Source organism: Arthrobacter globiformis (genome assembly GCF_003261175.1).
Classification (GTDB): domain Bacteria; phylum Actinomycetota; class Actinomycetes; order Actinomycetales; family Micrococcaceae; genus Arthrobacter; species Arthrobacter globiformis_A.
Map to the genome: position 1 here is coordinate 46,957 of NZ_QLNP01000034.1, position 17,517 is coordinate 64,473.

15 protein-coding genes are annotated in these 17,517 nt (G+C 66.7%); 3 read left to right on the forward strand and 12 right to left on the reverse strand.

The features are described from left to right. Nucleotides 1–36: 36 nt before the first annotated feature. The 3 genes from DBZ45_RS02830 to DBZ45_RS02840 are packed head-to-tail and all read right to left on the reverse strand — an operon-like array spanning nucleotide 37 to nucleotide 3,106. Nucleotides 37–1,017 carry a TAXI family TRAP transporter solute-binding subunit gene (locus tag DBZ45_RS02830; protein ID WP_111902452.1) on the reverse strand — a complete coding sequence of 327 codons (981 nt, stop codon included), beginning with the start codon at nucleotides 1,015–1,017 and terminating at the stop codon, nucleotides 37–39. Further along, entirely contained in the window at nucleotides 1,014–2,441 is a 1,428-nt protein-coding gene (locus tag DBZ45_RS02835) for a sensor histidine kinase (RefSeq protein WP_111902453.1), read from the reverse strand. The genes DBZ45_RS02830 and DBZ45_RS02835 overlap by 4 nt, the downstream gene beginning before the upstream one ends. Continuing rightward, nucleotides 2,438–3,106: a response regulator transcription factor gene (locus DBZ45_RS02840; RefSeq protein ID WP_102972744.1), complete on the reverse strand. Its 669-nt coding sequence runs from the start codon at nucleotides 3,104–3,106 to the stop codon at nucleotides 2,438–2,440. Before DBZ45_RS02840 ends, DBZ45_RS02835 begins: the two co-directional genes overlap by 4 nt. A 397-nt stretch (nucleotides 3,107–3,503) precedes the next feature. Here DBZ45_RS02840 and DBZ45_RS02845 point away from each other — a divergent pair, with 397 nt between their 5' ends. Then, nucleotides 3,504–4,931, forward strand: coding sequence for an MFS transporter (locus DBZ45_RS02845; RefSeq protein ID WP_111902454.1), 1,428 nt, complete (start codon nucleotides 3,504–3,506; stop codon nucleotides 4,929–4,931). A 115-nt stretch (nucleotides 4,932–5,046) separates the two neighbouring features. On the opposite strand, the gene DBZ45_RS02850 is transcribed toward DBZ45_RS02845, so the two are convergent. The 6 genes from DBZ45_RS02850 to DBZ45_RS02875 form a co-directional block, all read right to left on the reverse strand. After that, nucleotides 5,047–5,979, reverse strand: coding sequence for a type IV toxin-antitoxin system AbiEi family antitoxin domain-containing protein (locus DBZ45_RS02850; RefSeq protein ID WP_111902455.1), 933 nt, complete (start codon nucleotides 5,977–5,979; stop codon nucleotides 5,047–5,049). Between the two features lie 145 nt (nucleotides 5,980–6,124). Further along, nucleotides 6,125–7,456, reverse strand: a complete 1,332-nt coding sequence (gene tgt / locus DBZ45_RS02855) for a tRNA guanosine(34) transglycosylase Tgt (protein WP_111902456.1) — start codon at nucleotides 7,454–7,456, stop codon at nucleotides 6,125–6,127. Between the two features lie 33 nt (nucleotides 7,457–7,489). Then, entirely contained in the window at nucleotides 7,490–8,215 is a 726-nt protein-coding gene (locus DBZ45_RS02860) for an SRPBCC domain-containing protein (RefSeq protein ID WP_111902457.1), read from the reverse strand. Between the two features lie 91 nt (nucleotides 8,216–8,306). Beyond that, on the reverse strand, nucleotides 8,307–9,422 hold the full coding sequence (locus DBZ45_RS02865; RefSeq protein ID WP_111902458.1) for a DUF6707 family protein: 1,116 nt from the start codon (nucleotides 9,420–9,422) through the stop codon (nucleotides 8,307–8,309). An 85-nt stretch (nucleotides 9,423–9,507) separates the two neighbouring features. Further along, nucleotides 9,508–10,047 (reverse strand): NUDIX hydrolase family protein, encoded by a 540-nt coding sequence (locus tag DBZ45_RS02870; protein ID WP_111902459.1) that lies wholly within the window; start codon nucleotides 10,045–10,047, stop codon nucleotides 9,508–9,510. A gap of 135 nt (nucleotides 10,048–10,182) precedes the next feature. Further along, nucleotides 10,183–10,911 (reverse strand): VOC family protein, encoded by a 729-nt coding sequence (locus DBZ45_RS02875; protein ID WP_111902460.1) that lies wholly within the window; start codon nucleotides 10,909–10,911, stop codon nucleotides 10,183–10,185. A 142-nt stretch (nucleotides 10,912–11,053) separates the two neighbouring features. Here DBZ45_RS02875 and DBZ45_RS02880 point away from each other — a divergent pair, with 142 nt between their 5' ends. Together DBZ45_RS02880 and DBZ45_RS02885 are read left to right on the forward strand one after the other, a co-directional pair. Next, complete coding sequence (locus tag DBZ45_RS02880; RefSeq protein ID WP_111902461.1) at nucleotides 11,054–11,662, forward strand: YdeI/OmpD-associated family protein; 609 nt, start codon at nucleotides 11,054–11,056, stop codon at nucleotides 11,660–11,662. Nucleotides 11,663–11,781: 119 nt separating this feature from the next. Continuing rightward, nucleotides 11,782–13,482, forward strand: coding sequence for a glycoside hydrolase family 32 protein (locus DBZ45_RS02885; protein WP_111902462.1), 1,701 nt, complete (start codon nucleotides 11,782–11,784; stop codon nucleotides 13,480–13,482). 76 nt (nucleotides 13,483–13,558) lie between these two features. Here the strand turns inward: DBZ45_RS02885 and DBZ45_RS02890 are convergent, their stop codons facing one another. The 3 genes from DBZ45_RS02890 to DBZ45_RS02900 are packed head-to-tail and all read right to left on the reverse strand — an operon-like array spanning nucleotide 13,559 to nucleotide 17,362. Further along, a complete protein-coding gene (locus tag DBZ45_RS02890; protein WP_190242977.1) occupies nucleotides 13,559–14,722 on the reverse strand; it encodes an ABC transporter ATP-binding protein in 1,164 nt (387 codons plus the stop codon). Next, nucleotides 14,719–16,311 (reverse strand): ABC transporter permease, encoded by a 1,593-nt coding sequence (locus DBZ45_RS02895; RefSeq protein ID WP_190242978.1) that lies wholly within the window; start codon nucleotides 16,309–16,311, stop codon nucleotides 14,719–14,721. Before DBZ45_RS02895 ends, DBZ45_RS02890 begins: the two co-directional genes overlap by 4 nt. A gap of 4 nt (nucleotides 16,312–16,315) precedes the next feature. Then, nucleotides 16,316–17,362, reverse strand: a complete 1,047-nt coding sequence (locus DBZ45_RS02900; RefSeq protein WP_111902463.1) for an iron ABC transporter substrate-binding protein — start codon at nucleotides 17,360–17,362, stop codon at nucleotides 16,316–16,318. Nucleotides 17,363–17,517 lie beyond the last annotated feature (155 nt).

Genomic DNA, 17,517 nt, shown 5'->3' on the forward strand with positions numbered 1-17,517 from the left:
CCATGCCCCGAAGCCGGCCGCAGCTGGGGGCCCTGCCTAACCATGCAGCGTGCGGTAGGCCTCCGCCGCAGCGGGATGCAGGGGCAGATCCGCCGTGTTGATCAGGGTGTCCGGGCTCAGGAACTGAACGCCGAGGCTGGACCGGGGAACGAGCTCGTCGGCGTGATCGACCAGCAGCCTGACAGTGTTCCGGACGATGCCGCCGTCAAGGTCGCCACGGCACAGCAGGAGGTTCGCCACGCCCACGGTCCAGACGGACCCGGCTCCCGGGTAGCCGCTTCCGGGAATCAGGACACGGTCGTAGAAAGCACCGAAGCGGTCGCGAAGGGGCCGGACCAGGCTGGAGAGGTCGAGCAGCCGAAGCCCCGGCTCGTCGTTCGCCTTCGTGATGGCGGCTGTCGGAACACCGCCCGACCAGAACAGCGCGTCCACGGCTTTCCTTCGAAGCGCGCCCAGCCCGTCGTTGAGACCCAGATTGACTTCCGTAACGGCCCTGGCCGAGCCTGCCAGCCCGGACACTTCCAGGATCCTCTTGGCCGTCAGCGATGTTCCCGACCCCGCCTCACCAATCCCGATCCTCCTGCCCGTGAGGTCGCGGTAGTTTCCGATTCCGCTGTCCCGCCGCACCAGGCAGTGGACATAGTTTTCGTAGACCTTCCCGACGGCGACCATCGCCCCGGCGGGCTGGCCCACAGTCTGCTGCACAGCGGCATCGAGGAGCGCGACGGCGAACGTTGCCTCGCCGGCGACCAGTCGCTTCATGTTGTCCAGGCTGCCGCCGGTGGTCAGGGGTTCTGCGCGTTGCGCGATCCCGTGGCGCTGGAGCGACTCGGCAAGAAGAGTGGCGAACTCGAGGTAGAACCCGCCCGCTTCACCGCCGGCCACGGTCACCCTGGCGGGACCCGGTGACGCAGTGCATGCCGCAATGCCCGGGAAGCTAACGGCCCCGAGGGCCAGGCCCAGTCCGGACTTCAGGACCCCGCGCCGGCCCACTGGGTGCTGTCTTCCCGGCCTCATGGTCGCCATCCTTCCCGGGCAGCGGCGGGAAATTCCAGGATTGCACGGAGACCGTGCGGATCGCGTCCCCGAAGCGTCAGGCGTCCCCCGTTCGCACCTGCCAGCCGGTCCACAATGGTCATTCCCAGTCCCGTGCCTCGAATGTTGCCGTGGCTCGGGGAGCGCCAAAACCGCGTGGCTGCAGCGCCGAGCTCTTCGGGCGGCAGCCCAGGGCCGTCGTCGGACACTTCTACCACCACTGAGGCGCCCAGCGGGCGGGCCTCCACCGTAATGGTGGCCCCGGGGGCGTACTTGATGGCATTGGTGATCAGCTCACCCACCATCTGGGCGAGCTCGGCGGCGCTGCAGCGAAGCTCCAGTGGCGGTTCCGGAGGAGCAGCCAAAACGAGGCTGGAGCCGACGGATTTGGCGGCGGGGCGTGCCCGGTCCACTTCCTCCTGCAGCACGGGGTACGGATCGATGGGCTGCACGGTGCCGCCCGCGCCCGGTCTCAAAGTTTCGTTGGCCGCGCCCTCGGAAGCCCGGTGCTCGGCGGTGGCCAACTTCAGGACGTCGTCCAGGATCTCCTCCACGCGCTCGAGTTCCTTCACGACCCCCGCAGCTTTGGCCCGTTCAGCGTCGGTCCGGAGTTCCAGCTGCAGCAGGTCGATCCGCAGCCGCAGCGCGCCGATGGGGTTGCGGAGCTGGTGCGAGGTGTCGGCGATGAGCCGACGCTGGGACTCGGTGCTGCTGCTCAGTGTCTCGGCCATTTTGGTGAAGGAGCGGCTCAGTTCCTTGAGTTCGGGGGGCCCGGCCTCGGGAAGCCGCGCGGCCCTGCCGGTGGCCTCCAGTTCCGCTACCGCCGAGTTCAGCCGCAGCACCGGCCGGATCACCCATCCTGTGGCACGGAGCGCCCCCAGGAGCAGGACTGCAGAAAGCCCCGCCGCGCCCAAACCCACCAGCAGCCAGCGTTCGCGAAGCTTCTGCCGTGCCGGCCCGAGGTCCACTTCCAGGACGGCTTCACCCAGCACCTGGCTGGCGCTGCCGAACGAGCGCGAAATAAGTGCTCTGCCCGAGCCAAACGGCTGCAACGGCTCAAGCGTTGTGTCATTGAGGTTCAAGCTGGCCCGGGAGATCGCATCCCGCACGTCGGGGCGGTCCGGGGTAAGCCCGCCGGACTGCACCGTGGCGGCCTCCTGCAGTCGAACGATGACGCCCTCGCCGTAAAGGCTGGAGTAACGATCCATCTCGCGCCGGAGCTGCGTCGTGTCGCCGCTTTGCGAGGCGTCGTACGCAACCTGGGCAAACCGGTTGAGCCCCGAGACGCGATTGATCTGGACTTCCTGGGTCAGCTCCCGGCCAGCCGAGGTGAGGATGGCGGTGGAGACCGCCAGCACCATCACCAGGGCGAACAGGCTCAGGATGCCCAGGACCCGGCGCTTCACGTTTGATCCGCTTCGACCCGGTATCCCACGCCCCGGACGTTGATGATGAAGCCGGGCAGCTGCAGCTTGGACCTCAGTCCGGTGAGGTGCACATCCAGGGCCCGGGACGAGGCCAAGAAAGCATCACCCCATAGGGCATCGAGGATCTGTTCGCGGGTCACCACGGAGCCGGCGTTCCGGGCCAGCAGGGCCAGGAGATCGAATTCCGTTGCCGTCAGTGAGAGGACCCGGGATCCGATTGCCGCCACCCGCCGGTCGAGGTCGACGTCGAGTTCGCCCAGGACGATGCTGTGGGACCTCTCCGGGCCGCCGCGGCCCGCCCGCCGTGTCACCGCTTCAATCCGGGCGAGGAGCTCCACCAGCTTTACCGGCTTGACCAGGTAGTCGTCAGCGCCGGAGCGGAGGCCCAGGACCACGCTTCGTTCGTCGTCGCGTGCAGTGAGGATGAGGATGGGGCAGCCCGTAACCTGGCGAAGCTTCCGCAGGAGCTCGAGGCCGTCCATGTCCGGAAGCCCGAGGTCCAGAAGGATGACTTCGTGTTCGCGGTGGACCAGCAATGCGTCCGCACCCCGGGACACACGATGTGGTTTGTGGCCTGCGGATACGACGGCCGCCTCGAGGGCCGACGCCATCGCGTCGTCGTCCTCGACGATGAGCACGCGCATTGCCTGTTTCCTCTGCCTTCGTTGCGGTTGGCGGACATCGGAGTCCGTTTGGACATTACTCCTTGTCTGCGGATTTCGCCTTGTTGCTGCCGTGGCAGGATGACGGAGTGCCTGCGATGCCGTTGGGCGAAGTGCAAAGGCGACCCGCCGCCGTCGGCAGTTTCCAATTCCTAAGGAAGTGTTAGGAAATGCCTCTCCACGTTGGATGTGCCAAGGATCACGCATAAGTTGGCAGGTGTCCTCTTGCACTATCTGCCGGCAAGGCGACCGGTTCGGGGCAGTCGGCTGAGGACCCCCAACGCCGCACAGACGCAGGGAAGCCCGGAGCAGGATTCCGGCAGGACACCCATTTCGCACCCCGGACGCCGACGGTGGCACCGACCAGGAAGGTTCATTGATGAGCACCCAGCACGCCGCGCCCCACAGCGCGGCACCCAGCGAGGCCGCACAGACACGCAGGGCCGTAAGCAACATCCTCAAGGGCTCCGCCGGCAACCTCGTGGAGTGGTACGACCTCTACGTCTACACAGTCTTCGCGGCGTACTTCCAGGCACACTTCTTCAATTCCAAGGACGAGCTCCAGGCCGGCCTCGAAGCGATGGCCGTTTTCTCGACGTCGTTCCTTATGCGCCCCATCGGCAGCTGGTTCTTCGGACGGTACGCTGACCGCAACGGGCGCAAGGCGGCCCTGACCCTCAGCGTGACCCTGATGTCCGCGGGGTCCTTCGCAATCGCGATCCTCCCGACGAAGGATGTCATCGGGATCTGGGCCCTGGTCCTGCTGATCCTCATCCGTGTGCTGCAGGGCTTCTCCGTGGGCGGCGAATACGGCACCAGCGCCACGTACATGTCCGAGGCCGCCACGTCCAAACGACGCGGCTTCTTCTCCAGCTTCCAGTACGTGACCCTGGTCGGCGGCCAGATGCTGGCCCTGCTGGTTCTGGTGATCCTGCAGAACTCCCTGGGCGACGGCCTGCTGAAGGAATGGGGCTGGCGCATCCCGTTCGCCATCGGCGGCGTTGCGGCGCTGGTGGTCCTGTGGCTCCGGCGTTCCATGGAGGAGACGGTTTCGGCGGAGCAGGTCCAGGCGGCCAAGGCTCCTGCCGCAGCCGGACAGGCCCAGCCCGGGACCCTGCGGCTCCTGTTCACTGAGCACTGGAAGCCGCTGCTGATCTGCATCGGCGTGACGCTGGGCGGCACCGTGGCCTTCTACACCTACACCAACTTCATCCTGAAGTTCATGAACGATACGTCCGGCATCGCCAAGACCGACACGTCCGTGATCAACTTCTGGGCGCTGTTCATCTTCATGCTGCTCCAGCCCGTCTACGGCATCATCTCGGACAAGGTGGGCCGCAAGCCGCTGCTCCTCTGGTTCGGCATCACCGGCGTGCTCTTCACCTGGCCGCTGCTCTCCACCCTGGCCGGAACCAAGGATCCGTTCACGGCGTTCCTGCTGATGATGGGCGGCCTGCTGATCGTGGGGGGCTACACGTCCATCAACGCCCTTGTGAAGGCCGAGCTCTTCCCGGCGTCCATCCGCGCGCTCGGCGTGGGCCTGGGCTACGCCATCGCCAACTCGCTGTTCGGCGGCACCGTCCCGCTGATCGGCGCGGCGCTGCAGAAGTCGGACCAGGTGGATCTGTTCTTCACCTACGTCACCGTCGCGGTCGGTGTGTCCCTGCTGGTCTACATCTTCGCGCTGAAGAACAAGAAGACCACCCACCTGGACCGCGAACAGGGCCCCGCCTGGTCCGGCGCGGCTGCAGGCGCTTCGGCCGGCGCGGTGCGCAAGGATGACGACGAGGACTTCGTCAACGCCTAAAGCCCGAGCTTCGGCTAGCCCGGCTCTGCGCCGTTTCGACGGTTCCCTGCCCCGCTAGACGTACCGCAACGTCTAGCCCGCAGGGAACCGTCTAAACGGGCTGAACTGCGAACCCTCAAAACCCTCGGGCCAGCGCGTGGAGCACCCGGTACTTGAACTCCTGCTCCCGGAACAGGTCCTTCCACTCGACCCGGACGAAAATCCACCCCTGCTCCATGAGCGCCTTTTCTCGTCGGCGTTCCTCGAAAACCACCTCGCTCGTGGGCCGGTAATCGAAGTACTTGGTCTTGCCATCGAACTCCAGGGCAACCTTCCGCCTGGGCCATGCAAAGTCCAGGCGGTGCTCGCCCAAGGATGTCCGCACCACGTATTGGAGCTCGGGCGGCGGAATCCTGAGCCTGTGGATGAGTTCCCGGGTCAAGCTCTCACCGGCAGACTCGGAGCGGGCATCCACCAACTCCAGTGCCCGGCGCAATGCTACAACCCCGTTACGGCCCCCCAACGCCGTGCAGTAGTCCCGCAGCAGGTGCAGGTCGGCGCCCAGGCGGGCCGCGTGGTCCACCAGGATCAGTGCCTGACGAACGTTAAACATCAGGCAACAGTCCACCACGGTCCGCTCCAGGGAGGTGCACCGCAGACCGTCCACGAAAGCCAGTTCCCGGCTGCCCAGTTGCCTGGTGTGAGCTACTACGCCGCGCGCGTGGGAGACAGCGGACGGGCAGCCCGCCTGGGTCAGATGGACCATATCGTCGACGCCCCACAGATGGAGGCTCTGCAGGCTGGCGCCTGAAGTGTGGCTGTAAACGAAGCCGCCGGCCGACGTCGTGCGTGTACCGTGCGCATGGGCGAAAATCAGCTGGCGACGGCGGCCCCCTGCGTTCAGGCCCGTCCACCAGCTACCTCGCGCATAGCAGCCACGGCGCACGCGGACCAAGGTTCCATCCCTAACGAGTTGCGCGATCGCCCGCGAGTTCAGCCCGCACTGCAGGAGCTGGGCGGTCCGCCAGAGGTCTTCAGCGACGGGCAGAGCGGGGATGCGTGAGTTCATCTCCCCACCATGGCCACGGCAGTGACAGAGGCACAGAGTCTCCCGCTCCTATGTGGAGAACGCCGTTTCGACGGTTCCCTGCCCGTTCGACGTTCCGCGACGTCTAGTGCGCAGGGAACCGTCGAAACGGCGGCGGCCACGGCCCCTAGGAGTAGTACCGCCCCAGGGTCTCGGCCTTGAACTCGAAGAAGTCGCCGGACTCGATGGCGAGCCGGGCGTCGTCCACCATCTTCACCACGAAGCGCTCGTTGTGGATGGAGATGAGCGTGGCGGAGAGCATCTCCTTGGCCTTGAACAGGTGGTGGATGTAGGCGCGTGAATAGTTTAGACACGCATAGCAGTCGCAGCCATCCTGCAACGGGCCGAAGTCGCGCTTGTACTTGGCGCCGGACAGGTTGAAGCGGCCGTCGGGCGTGTAGAACGCCGAGTTGCGGGCCACGCGGGTGGGGGAGACGCAGTCGAAGGTGTCGGCGCCATTCTCAATGGCCGTGAATATGTCGTCCGGCTCGGAGATGCCCAGCAGGTGCCGCGGCTTGTTCTCCGGCAGCTCCTCGTTGCACCAGCGCACAATCGTGCCCAGGTTCTCCTTCTCGAGGGCGCCGCCGATCCCGTAGCCGTCGAAGGCCATGGCGCCGAGGTCGCGGCAGGCCTTGCGGCGCAGGTCCTCGTACTGGGCGCCCTGGATCACGCCGAACAGCGCCTGGTACGGCTTGCCCGGGCGTTCGTCGGTGAGCCGGAAATGCTCCTCGATGCACCGCAAAGCCCAGCGCCGGGTGCGCTCCAGCGATTCCTCCTGGTACCCCCGCGAGTTCTGCAGGGTGGTGAGCTCGTCGAAGGCGAACATGATGTCTGCGCCGATCTGATGCTGGACCTGCATGGAGATCTCGGGCGAGAAGCGGTGGCGGTCCCCGTTGAGGTGGCTCTTGAACCACACGCCGTCCTCGTCCACATGGGCCAGCCGCTCCTTGCCCGGCGCCACAGCATCGTCGGGGACGGCGGTATCCGCCACCGGCACTGTCTTCATGTCGATGACCTTCTTGAACCCCGACCCGAGGCTCATCACCTGGAAGCCGCCCGAATCTGTGAAGGTGGGCCCGGGCCAGTTCATGAAAGCGCCCAGGCCGCCGGCTTCGTCCAGGACCTCGGGGCCGGGCTGCAGGTACAGGTGGTAGGCGTTGGCCAGCAGGGCCTGGGCGCCGAGTTCGGCCATGGACTCTGGAAGCACGGATTTCACCGTGGCTTTGGTGCCGACGGCGATGAAGGCCGGCGTCTGGATCTCGCCGTGCGGGGTGGCGATGGTGCCGGTCCGGCCCAGGAACCCGCCTCCGTTGGCGCTCTCCTGTTCCGGGGCGGGGCTGCATGTTTCAGTGAGCCGCTTGCCCACCCGGAAGGAGAACTCCGACTGGCGGGCGGCCGGCACCGGTGCAGAAGGGGAAAGCGGTGCAGGCGGAAGGGACGGTTCAGGATTGGCTGGCACGGTTCAAGTGTGCCAGCTAACAGTCGCGGACCCTTACTGGAGGGGTTCTGATGTGGGGTAGTTCTCAGAGCGCCAGTCGTCCCACAGGGAACGGATCGTTTCCATGCTGTTCGCGCCGAGATCGTACAGCGAGAGAATCACGAGCGATCCGCCGTCGGGCCTTTTCTCGGGAATCACGGGCTGGTCGGCCACGATCAGCAGGCCCTCACCGTGCTCCGCGTAGCTGTGCACCGTCAGCCCCACCTGGTGGTTGGTCTTGTGCCAGACCCTGCCCGAGACTTCCTCGCCGGTGGCCAGGGTGAGCGAATACTCTTCACCGGGAGCGGGGATATCCTTGAGCCCGAGTTTCTCGATGGCGGACCCGCCGCTGCCAGGGACGGAGAAATAGCAGGTCCGGCGCTTGCCGTGGGGATGGCGCTCCAACGCAAACCTCAGCTGCTGCAGGAAGATGAGCCATCCTTGGGTGATGTCCTCGTCCCACGCGGCCCATTCTGAGTTGTGGTCCACCCCGGAACGGGTGACGCGGACCTCGGTTCCGGTGGGCACGGGCTTGAGCTCGAAGACATCGCCGTTGTTGACAGTCAGCGTGGTGTGGTCCGGTCCTTCGACCACGTTGTTGCTGAAGTAGATCTCATTGATTTCCGCCGCCAATTCGTCGGCCTCCCAGCCGTGCCACTGCGCGACTTTCGAGGGTTCACGCAGCATCGTCCAAACCTGCGGCGCGTCCGAATTGATCACAACGCTGAGATTGTTCGTCATGGCCTGAATCTACAACTTGGGGTGCAACCCGGGCTAGAGGAAAGCCCGGTGGAAAACGGGTGCAGTCGTGCAGGGGCAGGCCAGTGACGGCCTAGGCCCGCACGGATTCCAGTTCGTTCGCAATCCGCCGCTCCAGTTCCGATCCGCTGATGGTCTGCGATCCGCCGTGGGCGCGCAGGAACAGCAGCGATTCCAGGCGCAGCAGCCGCCACTCGCGCTCCGCCTCATGGTTGGAGTTGTCGATGGAGCGGAAAATTTCTTTGTCGTACAGGTTCGGCTCGTTGAGTGAGCGCTGGCGCACCCTGGCCTGCATCCGCGCCTTGAACGGATCCGTCTCCTGGTTCTCCGGAGCCCGGAGCAGCTTCTCATACACGGCGGCCCGGTCCTTGTGCCCTGTCTGGCGGCACACGTAGCTGGACAGCGCGAGCGACGCCTCCACCGATCCCCAGCGCCCCGGGTTACCGTCGAAGGGCAGCACGTTCAGCAGGTCGGCGACCGCCAGCGCGGCCTCGGCGTCCTTGAGCATGACGAACAGCTCATGCGCGAGGTCGCTCAGGTCCTTCAGGCAGCTGCCCGACTTGGTGTTGATGCCCTTGACCAGCTTGTCGGCCAGCAGTTGCACTCCGGTGGAGTCCGGATGGGCCTCCGCCACGGCTTCCACCACGGATTCAGGCGTCCCGGAGGGCTGCGGGATGAGGGCAAGATCGTCGGCGCTGGGGCCGATCACCACCGGGGTGGTGGCCGGCAGGGGAGGGACGACGACGGCGGCAGGCGCCGTCCGCACAGGCTCCGCAGGTGCCTGGTTCCCCACTACGGAGTTCCCCACGACGGAAAGGGGAGTGCCGGCGTCGGACGCCTGGGCACCGGACGCCTGGGCACCGTCCGCCGTTCCGGCGCCGTCTGCGCTGGTGGCACCTTCGACGACGGAAGCGGTCCTTGCAGCGTCATTGCCGGCGTCTGCCGGGGCATGGAAGTCGTCAACCGCGGGTTCGGTGATCCGCACGGACGAGCCGGCAGCGATGCGCAGCGTGCCGCCGCCGGTGAGGGTCGCAAGGATGGTGGCGGGACTGCCGAAATCATCGGTTTCGACTTCTACGGAGTGGATTTCCGCGGACCGCTCGCCATCCGGCAAGAGCAGGTGGTCGCCCGCCCGCAGAGAGCCCGCCTGCTGTTCACGGTAGGTCTTGGCAGCTGCAGGGTGGTTCATCGGGAGTCCTTAAGTTCTCTTGCGGTCCGCCCAACAGTCTACAAAGGAGAGGGTGCGAAGTCCGGGAGGCGCGGGCGCCCGGGCGTCAGCTGCCGACGCCGGCGTAGGCCAGGGCCTGCTTCACCAGGGCGCCGCGGCCGCCGGCGAACTCGAGCTGCACGCCGTCGCTGAGCACTTCCTGGGGCGTCATCCAAGTCAGCTCCAGCGCGTCCTGGCGGGGATCGCATTCGCCGGTTACAGGGATGATGTAGGCCAGCGATACGGCGTGCTGGCGGTCGTCGGTGAACCCGGTGTGGGAGGGTGCAGGGAAGTATTCGGCCACGGTGAACGGCACCGGGCTGATCGGCAGCTGGGGGAATGCCAGCGGGCCGAGGTCCTTTTCCATGTGCCGCAGCAGGGCGGCGCGGATGGTCTCGCGGTAGAGCACCCGGCCGGAGACGAGGGACCGGACCATGGTGCCGTCCTCGTCCGCCTGCAGGAGCGTGCCCACCTCATTCACGAACCCGAGTGGATCCAGCCGGACCGGCACCGCCTCCACGTAGACCATCGGAAGCCTGCCTCGGGCTTCGAAGAGATCTTCGTCCGAGAGCCAGCCGGGGTTGGGGTCAGGGGTGCGCACGTTCATGAGTCATTTTTACCCCATCGCCACAGGTCCGGCCGCCGAGGCGTGAGATTCCACCGCTTAGAGGCAGGCAAAGCGGCGGGATCTCACCCCTCGATTTGCCGCCCTACGACGGCCGCTGGGGTAGGGGAGCGGGGGCTACGACGGGCGCCGGGCGGAGATCCAGAGCGGTGCCCGCTGGGTTGCCGCGCCGTCATTGTCGGGATGCGGCACATGCAGGGTGCGTCCGAAGGCCTCCTCGGTCAGCGTAACCTCGTGTCCGGCGCCAGTGAGCCGGTCCCGCAGGGCGTCAAGGTCGCCGGCGTACTCGAAACCCAGTCCTGCGTGCGCCGCGCCGGTACCGGGCCGGGCCATCAGGACTCCGCCGTTCTTGGCCGTGAAGTCGGCGGTTTCGTCGTCGTCAGGGGCCGGCCGGAACCGTGCTCCGATGTCCCGCAGTGCCTGGGCGGCGGCGGTCACATCTTCGCTGAACCAGACCTCCACCACGGCCAGCGCCGGATCGGCATCCGCGCAGATGGCCCCGTGGACGGCCTTGTCCGCGAAAAAGATGAAGCCGTCCGCGCCCGTGATCCGGCAGGAGTCGCCGTGGTCCGCCTGCACGAGTTCGGCGGAGGAGGTGTCCGATTCCGCGCCGGACTGGTTGGTGCGCCGGGCAAACTCCTCAAGGTCGCCGACCTCCACGCCAAAGTGCGTGACGCCGTCCTCCGCCGCGCCCGGCTCGGCCTGGTGCAGCGCCAGCCGGCCCGCCCCGGCGTCGTACTCCCGCCAGGAGCCCTCATCGGTGGACTTGATCATCCCCAGGTCGGTGAGGAGCCGCTCCCAAGGTTCAAACCGGGACGTGAAGTGGATGGGGCGGACACGAAGCATGCTCTCTCCTCGAACTCGAAACACCAGGATCTTCGAAAACGGCGCCGACATGGCCATGATGCCACGTCTTGAACCACGAAACACCGGGTTAAACCAGCGGGCACCGGGTTGAATCCAGGGGCGCTGCAGGCAGAATAGGCACATGGCTGTGGAACTCGAGGAACTGCTGGTGCCCGACGCCGTCGCGTGGCGGACGTGGCTGGAATCCCACCACAGCGACAGCCCGGGCGTCTGGCTCGTCCTGCACAAGAAGGGCGGCAACGTCACCGAACTCGACTACAACGCCGCCCTGGACGAGGCGCTGTGCTTCGGCTGGATCGACGGCCAAGTCAAAAAGCGCGACGGCGACAGTTACTTCCAGCGCATGACCCGCCGGGGTGCCAAGAGCCCCTGGTCCGAGCGGAACGTCGGCCACGTGGCCCGCCTGGACGCAGAAGGGAAGATGACCGCTCCCGGCTGGGCCGCCGTCGACGCCGCCAAAGCCGACGGCCGCTGGGAGGCCGCCTATGCGGGACCGGCGACGGCGGAGGTCCCTGCGGACCTGGCCGCCGCCATCGCCGCCGTGCCTGAGGCGCAGGCCATGTTCGATGTGCTCACGTCCGTGAACCGCTACGCGCTGATCTACCGGACCAATTCGGTCAAGCAGGCCTCCACTCGGGAGCGCAAAATCGCCGGGTTTGTCGAGATGCTGGCCCGCGGTGAGACGCCGTATCCGCAGAAGAAGCGCCCGGCTCAAAATCCCGCTGGTTGAGCCTGTCGCTTCGTCCCGCCGGTTGAGCCTGTCGAAACCGGGGGGCTTGATCTCGACAAAGCTCGATCAGCGCGGCGCCGCGCTAAAATTGGTGCCTACTCCCAACACGAACGGCGAACATGCAGCGGTATTCCCTACGCACGCTGAGCCCACGCGGGCGGTGGATTGCGGCGGCAGTGGCCCTGGCTCTAGTGCTGTCTTTGGTGACGGTAATCGGCCTGGCTCGCCGTTCAAATGACGGCGGAACGCAGGGCGGTGCCGGATCTCAGGGCGGCGGACCCCAAAGCAGCGGTGGCACCCAGAGCGAAGCACCGAAGTCGTTCAGCAGGCCGGAGGGCGCCTCGCAGTTCCGGCCCTCCTACCACCTCACCCCTGCCAAAGAGTGGATGAACGATCCGCAGCGGCCGTTCCTGCTGGACGGCGTCTGGCATTACTACTACCTTTACAACGCGGACCACCCCGAGGGGAACGGCACCGAATGGTTCCACGTCACCAGCACCGACCTGGTGCACTGGAAGGACGAGGGCGTCGCCATTGAGAAGTTCAAAAACGGCCTCGGGGACATTGAGACCGGCAGCGCCGTGGTGGACCAGGACAACACCGCCGGCTTCGGGAAGGGCGCCGTCGTCGCCGTCATGACCCAGCAGGACAAAGGCGTGCAGCGGCAGTCCCTGTTCTATTCCACGGACAAGGGCTACACCTTCAAGGCCGCCGACGGGAATCCGGTCATGGAGAACCCCGGGGCGCAGCACTGGCGCGACCCGAAAATCATCCGTGACGAGGCCCGCGGACAGTGGGTGATGGCGCTGGCGGAGGGGGAGAAGATCGGCCTCTACACCTCAAAGGACCTCAAGGACTGGCGCTACGTGTCGGGCTTCGAGCGGAGGGGCCTGGGAATCCTCGAATGCCCCGACCTCTTCCAGCTGGATCTCGACGGCGACCCCGCCAAACGCACCTGGGTCCTGGCCGCCAGCGCGAACGGCACCGCGGAAGGCAGGACCACCGGCGTGGCCTACTGGACCGGGACCTTTGACGGAACCGCGTTCACCCCTGCGGAGGACAAACACCAGTGGCTAGACGCCGGCTCCGACTTTTATGCCGCCGTCACCTGGGACGATCCCCGGCTTTCGGAAAACGAACGGATGGCGTCCCGCCACGCGATCGGCTGGATGAACAACTGGACGTACGCCCGGCAGCTGCCCACCACGGACTGGCAGGGCGGCGCCGACTCGATCGTGCGGGACATCCGGCTGAAAACCTTGCGGGGCAGGCCTACCCTCGTCTCCGCCCCGACCCCGGCGCTGTCCACGCTGGAGGGCGAAGCCAAGACGGCCGGGAGCAGGGAGCTAACCCCGGAGGGCGCCGGTGATCTTCCCGCGCCCGCTGGCGGCGCCTACCGGCTGGACGTGACCCTGGAACGTGCACCGGGCGACGACGGCACGGAGGGCCTGCTGAAGCTCGGCAGCGCCGGGGCGGACTACGCCACGGTGGGCTACAACTTCGAGACGGGCACGGCGTGGGTGAGCCGGGCGGCAGTGGTGCCGGGCTCAGAAGCCCTGGGACCTCTCTTTACCGAGCGCAGGAGCGCGCAGAGCCCGCCCCGCGGCGGCAGCCCGCAGGGAAGGGGCAGCGTGGAGCTGACAGTCTTTGTGGACTATTCCTCGGTTGAGGTCTTCGTGAACGGCGGCGAGCAGACCCTGACGTCGGTGGTGCTGCCGCCCACCGGGCAGCCGGCGGTCAGCGCCGCTACGGCCGGCGGGAAGCTGACGCTGAAGTCTTTCAAGTACACGCCGCTGGCCACCGTGCTGACGGCACGCTAGACGCGCCGGTGCCGTAGACAGCGTCGCTGGCGCGCGCCATGGCGGCACGCCGCCCAGCGGAAATGTCAGCGGAACGTTAGTCGGAATCGAGCGGGAAGGCCACGGCTTCGCCCACCACGCGCAGGCAGAGTTCGGTGCCGGGCTGGGCGATGGACGCGTTCCAGTGCCGGATGGTAATCACCTCACCGCCGCCGGGATAGCGGTGGTCGGGCATGGCGCCGGCCAGCTTGGGCGGCACGGCGAGCTTGAGCCGCACGGTGGTCTCGGGGCCGAAGTAGTCGGTGTCCACCACCACGCCGCGGATGGGCCCATCCTCAGCGATGCGGATCTGCTCGGGACGCAGCATGAGCTGGACGCGGCCCTGTGCGGGCGGGCGCCGGACGGGGATCCCGCCCAGCGAGCACGTGGCCAGCGACCCCTCCATCCACGCGTCTAGGATGACGGCGTCGCCCAGGAACTCAGCGGTGGCACGGTCCGCCGGCCGGGTGTAAACGACGAACGGGTTGCCGATCTGAGCCAGCTTGCCGCCCCGCATCACCGCCACCTGGTCCGCGAAGGACAGGGCCTCGGCCTGGTCGTGGGTGACCAGGATGGTGGTCACCCCGGCCTCGCTGAGGACCTTGGCAACCGCACGCCGGGTGGCCACCCGCAGTCCGGCGTCCAGGGCGGAGAACGGCTCGTCCAGCAGCATGAGTTCCGGCTCACGGGCCAGTGCCCGGGCCAGGGCGACGCGCTGCTGCTGGCCGCCGGAGAGCTGGTGCGGCCGGCGCTTGGCCATGGCCGTGTCCAGCGACACCATTTCGAGGAGTTCGTTGACCCGGGCGTTAACCGCGCGGCGGCCGCCGTCGAGCTTTGCGGCATTGAGCCCGAAGGCGATGTTCTGCCCCACGGTCAGGTGTGGGAACAGGGCGCCGTCCTGGGCCACGTAGCCGACGTGGCGCTTGTGCGCGGGCTTCCACACGCCGTCGCCCGCCACCGGGGAACCGTTCAGCGAGATGCTGCCGGTGCCCGGGTGTTCAAACCCGGCGATCAGCCGGAGCAGGGTGGTTTTGCCGGAACCCGAGGGGCCCACGATCGCGGTTGTTCCGCCCTTGGCCACTGACAGGTTCACGCCCTTGAGGACGGCCTGCGAGCCGAAGTTCTTGGTGACGGAGTCGATCTCCAGGTGGCTGTTGGTGCTTGGCGCCACGGACCGTGAGATCCGCGGTTCCGGAAGCCTGGACGGGGATTGTTCGGTCACTGTCCCGCTACTTTCTTGGACTGCTGGAAGAGCAAATAGGTCATGGGCGCCGAGATGGCGATCATGAGCAGGGCGTACGGCGCCGCGCCGGCGTAGTCGATTTCGCTGCTCTTGCTCCAGAACTCGGTGGCCAGGGTCCGGGTCCCGTTGGGGGAGAGCAGCAGCGTGGCGGTCAGCTCGTTGGCGATGCCGAGGAAGACGAGCGCCGCCCCGCCGGCTGCAGCGGGGGCGGTGAGCCGGAGCGTCACGCGGATGAAGGACAGCAGCGGAGGCGTACCCAGGGCCTGGGCCGCCTCATCCAGCTCCTTGGGTGCCTGGGCCAGGCCGGCACGGATGTTGACCAGCGCGCGCGGCAGGAACAGGAGGATGTAGGCGGCCACCAGGACGCCCGCCGTCTGGTAGACGCCGGGGACCAGCCGGATGCTGACGGTGACGAAGGCCAGGGCCACCACGATGCCGGGCATGGAGCTTGTGACGTAGTTGGAAAGTTCGAGGGCCTTGCTGAACCAGCTGGCATGCCGCACGGCCAGGTACGCCATGGGGAAGGCGACAACGGTGGTGGCTCCGGCGCCCGCCAGCCCGTACAGCAGGGTCTGCCACAGCGCCGGAACGAATTCGTCAGCCGCCCAGATGTCAGCGCCGCCGGCAATGATCCAGCGCAGCACGAACAGCAGCGGCAGCCCGAAGGCAAGCAGGGTCAGGCCGAGCAGGGCCAGCTGGGCCGGTACCTGGTAGGCGTGCAGCGGCAGGCGCAGGGCCTTGGCCTGCGCGCCGGAGCCCACGCGGGCGTACCGGGCGGTGCCGCGGCTGCGCACCTCGACCAGGAGCAGGAGGAGGCAGAAGAACACCAGCACGCTGGCCAGCATGGTGCCTGCTGCGCCGTTGAACGTGGACTGGTACTGCACCATGATGGCCGTGGTAAACGTGTCGAATCGGATCATCGCGAAGGCGCCGTACTCGGCCAGCAGGTGCAGAGCCACTAGCAGCGCGCCGCCAGTCATCGCGATCCGGAGCTGCGGCAGGACCACACGGAAAAAGGCCCGCCAGGCCCCCAGCCCGAGGGATGCAGCCGACTGCTCTACGGCGGGATCCAGCCGGCTCAGCGTCGCGGCGGCGGGAATGTAGACCAGCGGGAAGTAGGAGAGCGTGGCAATAAGGACGCCGGAAAACAGCCCGTGCAGGGACGGCACAGCGGAAACCCACGCGTAGCTGTTGACGAAGGCAGGGATGGCCAGCGGCGCCGCGAGCAGCACGGCCCACACCTTCTGCCCGCGCAGCGTGGTGCGTTCCACGAGCCACGCGCCGCCCACGCCCAGGATGAGGCACAGCGGCACCGTGAGCACGATCAGGAGCACGGTGTTGAGCAGCAGCTCACCGACCCGCGGGCGTACGATCAGTTCAATTGCGGTGTCCCAGCCCGTGGCCATGGTCATGAAGACGACGTAGCCCAGGGGCAGGAGCGAAAACAGGGCGATCAGCACGGCCAGGACGGCCACAGTTGAAACGCCGAAAGGCGGGCGGGGGCGCTTGCCCCGGCCCGCCGTCGTCGTGCTTCCGGATGTCTCCGGAGCCGATACTTGCGTGATCACAGAATTAGAGCAGTCCTGCCTTGGTCATCAGTTCGGTGACCTTCTTGGAGTTGAGCTTGGCAGGGTCCACGGTGGGAGCCGCAAGTTCCTTGATGGGAACCAGCTTGTCGTTGGCCGGGACACCGGAGGCGATGGCGTACTCGAAGGACGTGCCCTTCTGCAGGACCTCCTGGCCCTTCTTGCCGGTGATGAACTTCAGGAACGCCTGGGCCTTCTCCGCGTTCTTGGACGACTTCAGGACGCCGCCGCCCGACACCGACAGGAACGCGCCCGGGTCCTGGTTCTTGAAGTAGTGCGGCGTTACGTTGTTGGAGTTCTCGCCGGTCTTGGCCTGGTCGCCGTAGTAGTAGTAGTGGTAGATCAGCGCGGCATCAACCTCGCCGGCGTTCACTGCCTTCATGGCGGTGTTGTTGCCCTTGTAGGCGGTGAAGTTCTCCTTCATGCCCTTCAGCCAAGCCTCGGCAGCGGCCTCGCCCTTGAGCTCAACGAGGGCGGAGACGATGGCCTGGAAGTCGGCGCCGCTCGGGGAGGCTGCCCACTTGCCCTTCCACTCCGGCTTGGCCAGGTCCAGCATGGACTTCGGCAGCTTGTCCTCGGAGATCTTGTTCTTGTCGTACACCAGGACGGTGGAGCGGGCGGCAATGCCGGTCCACTTATTGGTGCTGGGGCGGAACTCCGCCGGAACCTGGGCCACCGTGTCCTTGTCAACGTCGGCGAACAGGCCGGCGTTCTCCACCTGCGCCATTGCGGGGGAGTTCTCCGTGAGGAAGACGTCCGCCGGTGAGGCTGCGCCTTCCTGGACGATCTGGTTGGACATCTCGGTGTCGTCACCCTGGCGCAGCGTCACCTTGATGCCGGTTTCCGCGGTGAAAGCGTCCGCCCATTCCTTGGTGAGGCTTTCATGCTGGGCGTTGTAGACCGTGATCTCGCCCTTGGAGGCGTCAGCCGAGGACGAGGCAGCGGGGGAAGTGCTGGAGCCGCAGGCCGAGAGGCCCAGGGCTGCGGTGGCGGCGATCGCGATGCCGGCCAGCGCGTTATTGCGGATCTTCATCGGGGGTGCTTCTTTCTGCAAAAGTCTCGTGGGCCAGGCCCGCTGTGAGCTGGGGAAGTTAGGTGAAGCTCACTCGAAAAACTGTAGGTTAGCCAAACCTAAGCACCAAGCGACAAGGGCCTTAAGTGATGAGGATCACATCAATTACGACACTG

Excerpts from the sequence above, each read along its gene's own strand:
- DBZ45_RS02830 (WP_111902452.1), bottom strand. The coding sequence starts at position 1,017 with ATGAGGCCGGGAAGACAGCACCCAGTGGGCCGGCGCGGGGTCCTGAAG.
- DBZ45_RS02840 (WP_102972744.1), bottom strand. The coding sequence starts at position 3,106 with ATGCGCGTGCTCATCGTCGAGGACGACGACGCGATGGCGTCGGCCCTC.
- DBZ45_RS02845 (WP_111902454.1), top strand. The coding sequence starts at position 3,504 with ATGAGCACCCAGCACGCCGCGCCCCACAGCGCGGCACCCAGCGAGGCC.
- DBZ45_RS02850 (WP_111902455.1), bottom strand. The coding sequence starts at position 5,979 with ATGAACTCACGCATCCCCGCTCTGCCCGTCGCTGAAGACCTCTGGCGG.
- DBZ45_RS02860 (WP_111902457.1), bottom strand. The coding sequence starts at position 8,215 with ATGACGAACAATCTCAGCGTTGTGATCAATTCGGACGCGCCGCAGGTT.
- DBZ45_RS02865 (WP_111902458.1), bottom strand. The coding sequence starts at position 9,422 with ATGAACCACCCTGCAGCTGCCAAGACCTACCGTGAACAGCAGGCGGGC.
- DBZ45_RS02870 (WP_111902459.1), bottom strand. The coding sequence starts at position 10,047 with ATGAACGTGCGCACCCCTGACCCCAACCCCGGCTGGCTCTCGGACGAA.
- DBZ45_RS02875 (WP_111902460.1), bottom strand. The coding sequence starts at position 10,911 with ATGCTTCGTGTCCGCCCCATCCACTTCACGTCCCGGTTTGAACCTTGG.
- DBZ45_RS02880 (WP_111902461.1), top strand. The coding sequence starts at position 11,054 with ATGGCTGTGGAACTCGAGGAACTGCTGGTGCCCGACGCCGTCGCGTGG.
- DBZ45_RS02885 (WP_111902462.1), top strand. The coding sequence starts at position 11,782 with ATGCAGCGGTATTCCCTACGCACGCTGAGCCCACGCGGGCGGTGGATT.
- DBZ45_RS02900 (WP_111902463.1), bottom strand. The coding sequence starts at position 17,362 with ATGAAGATCCGCAATAACGCGCTGGCCGGCATCGCGATCGCCGCCACC.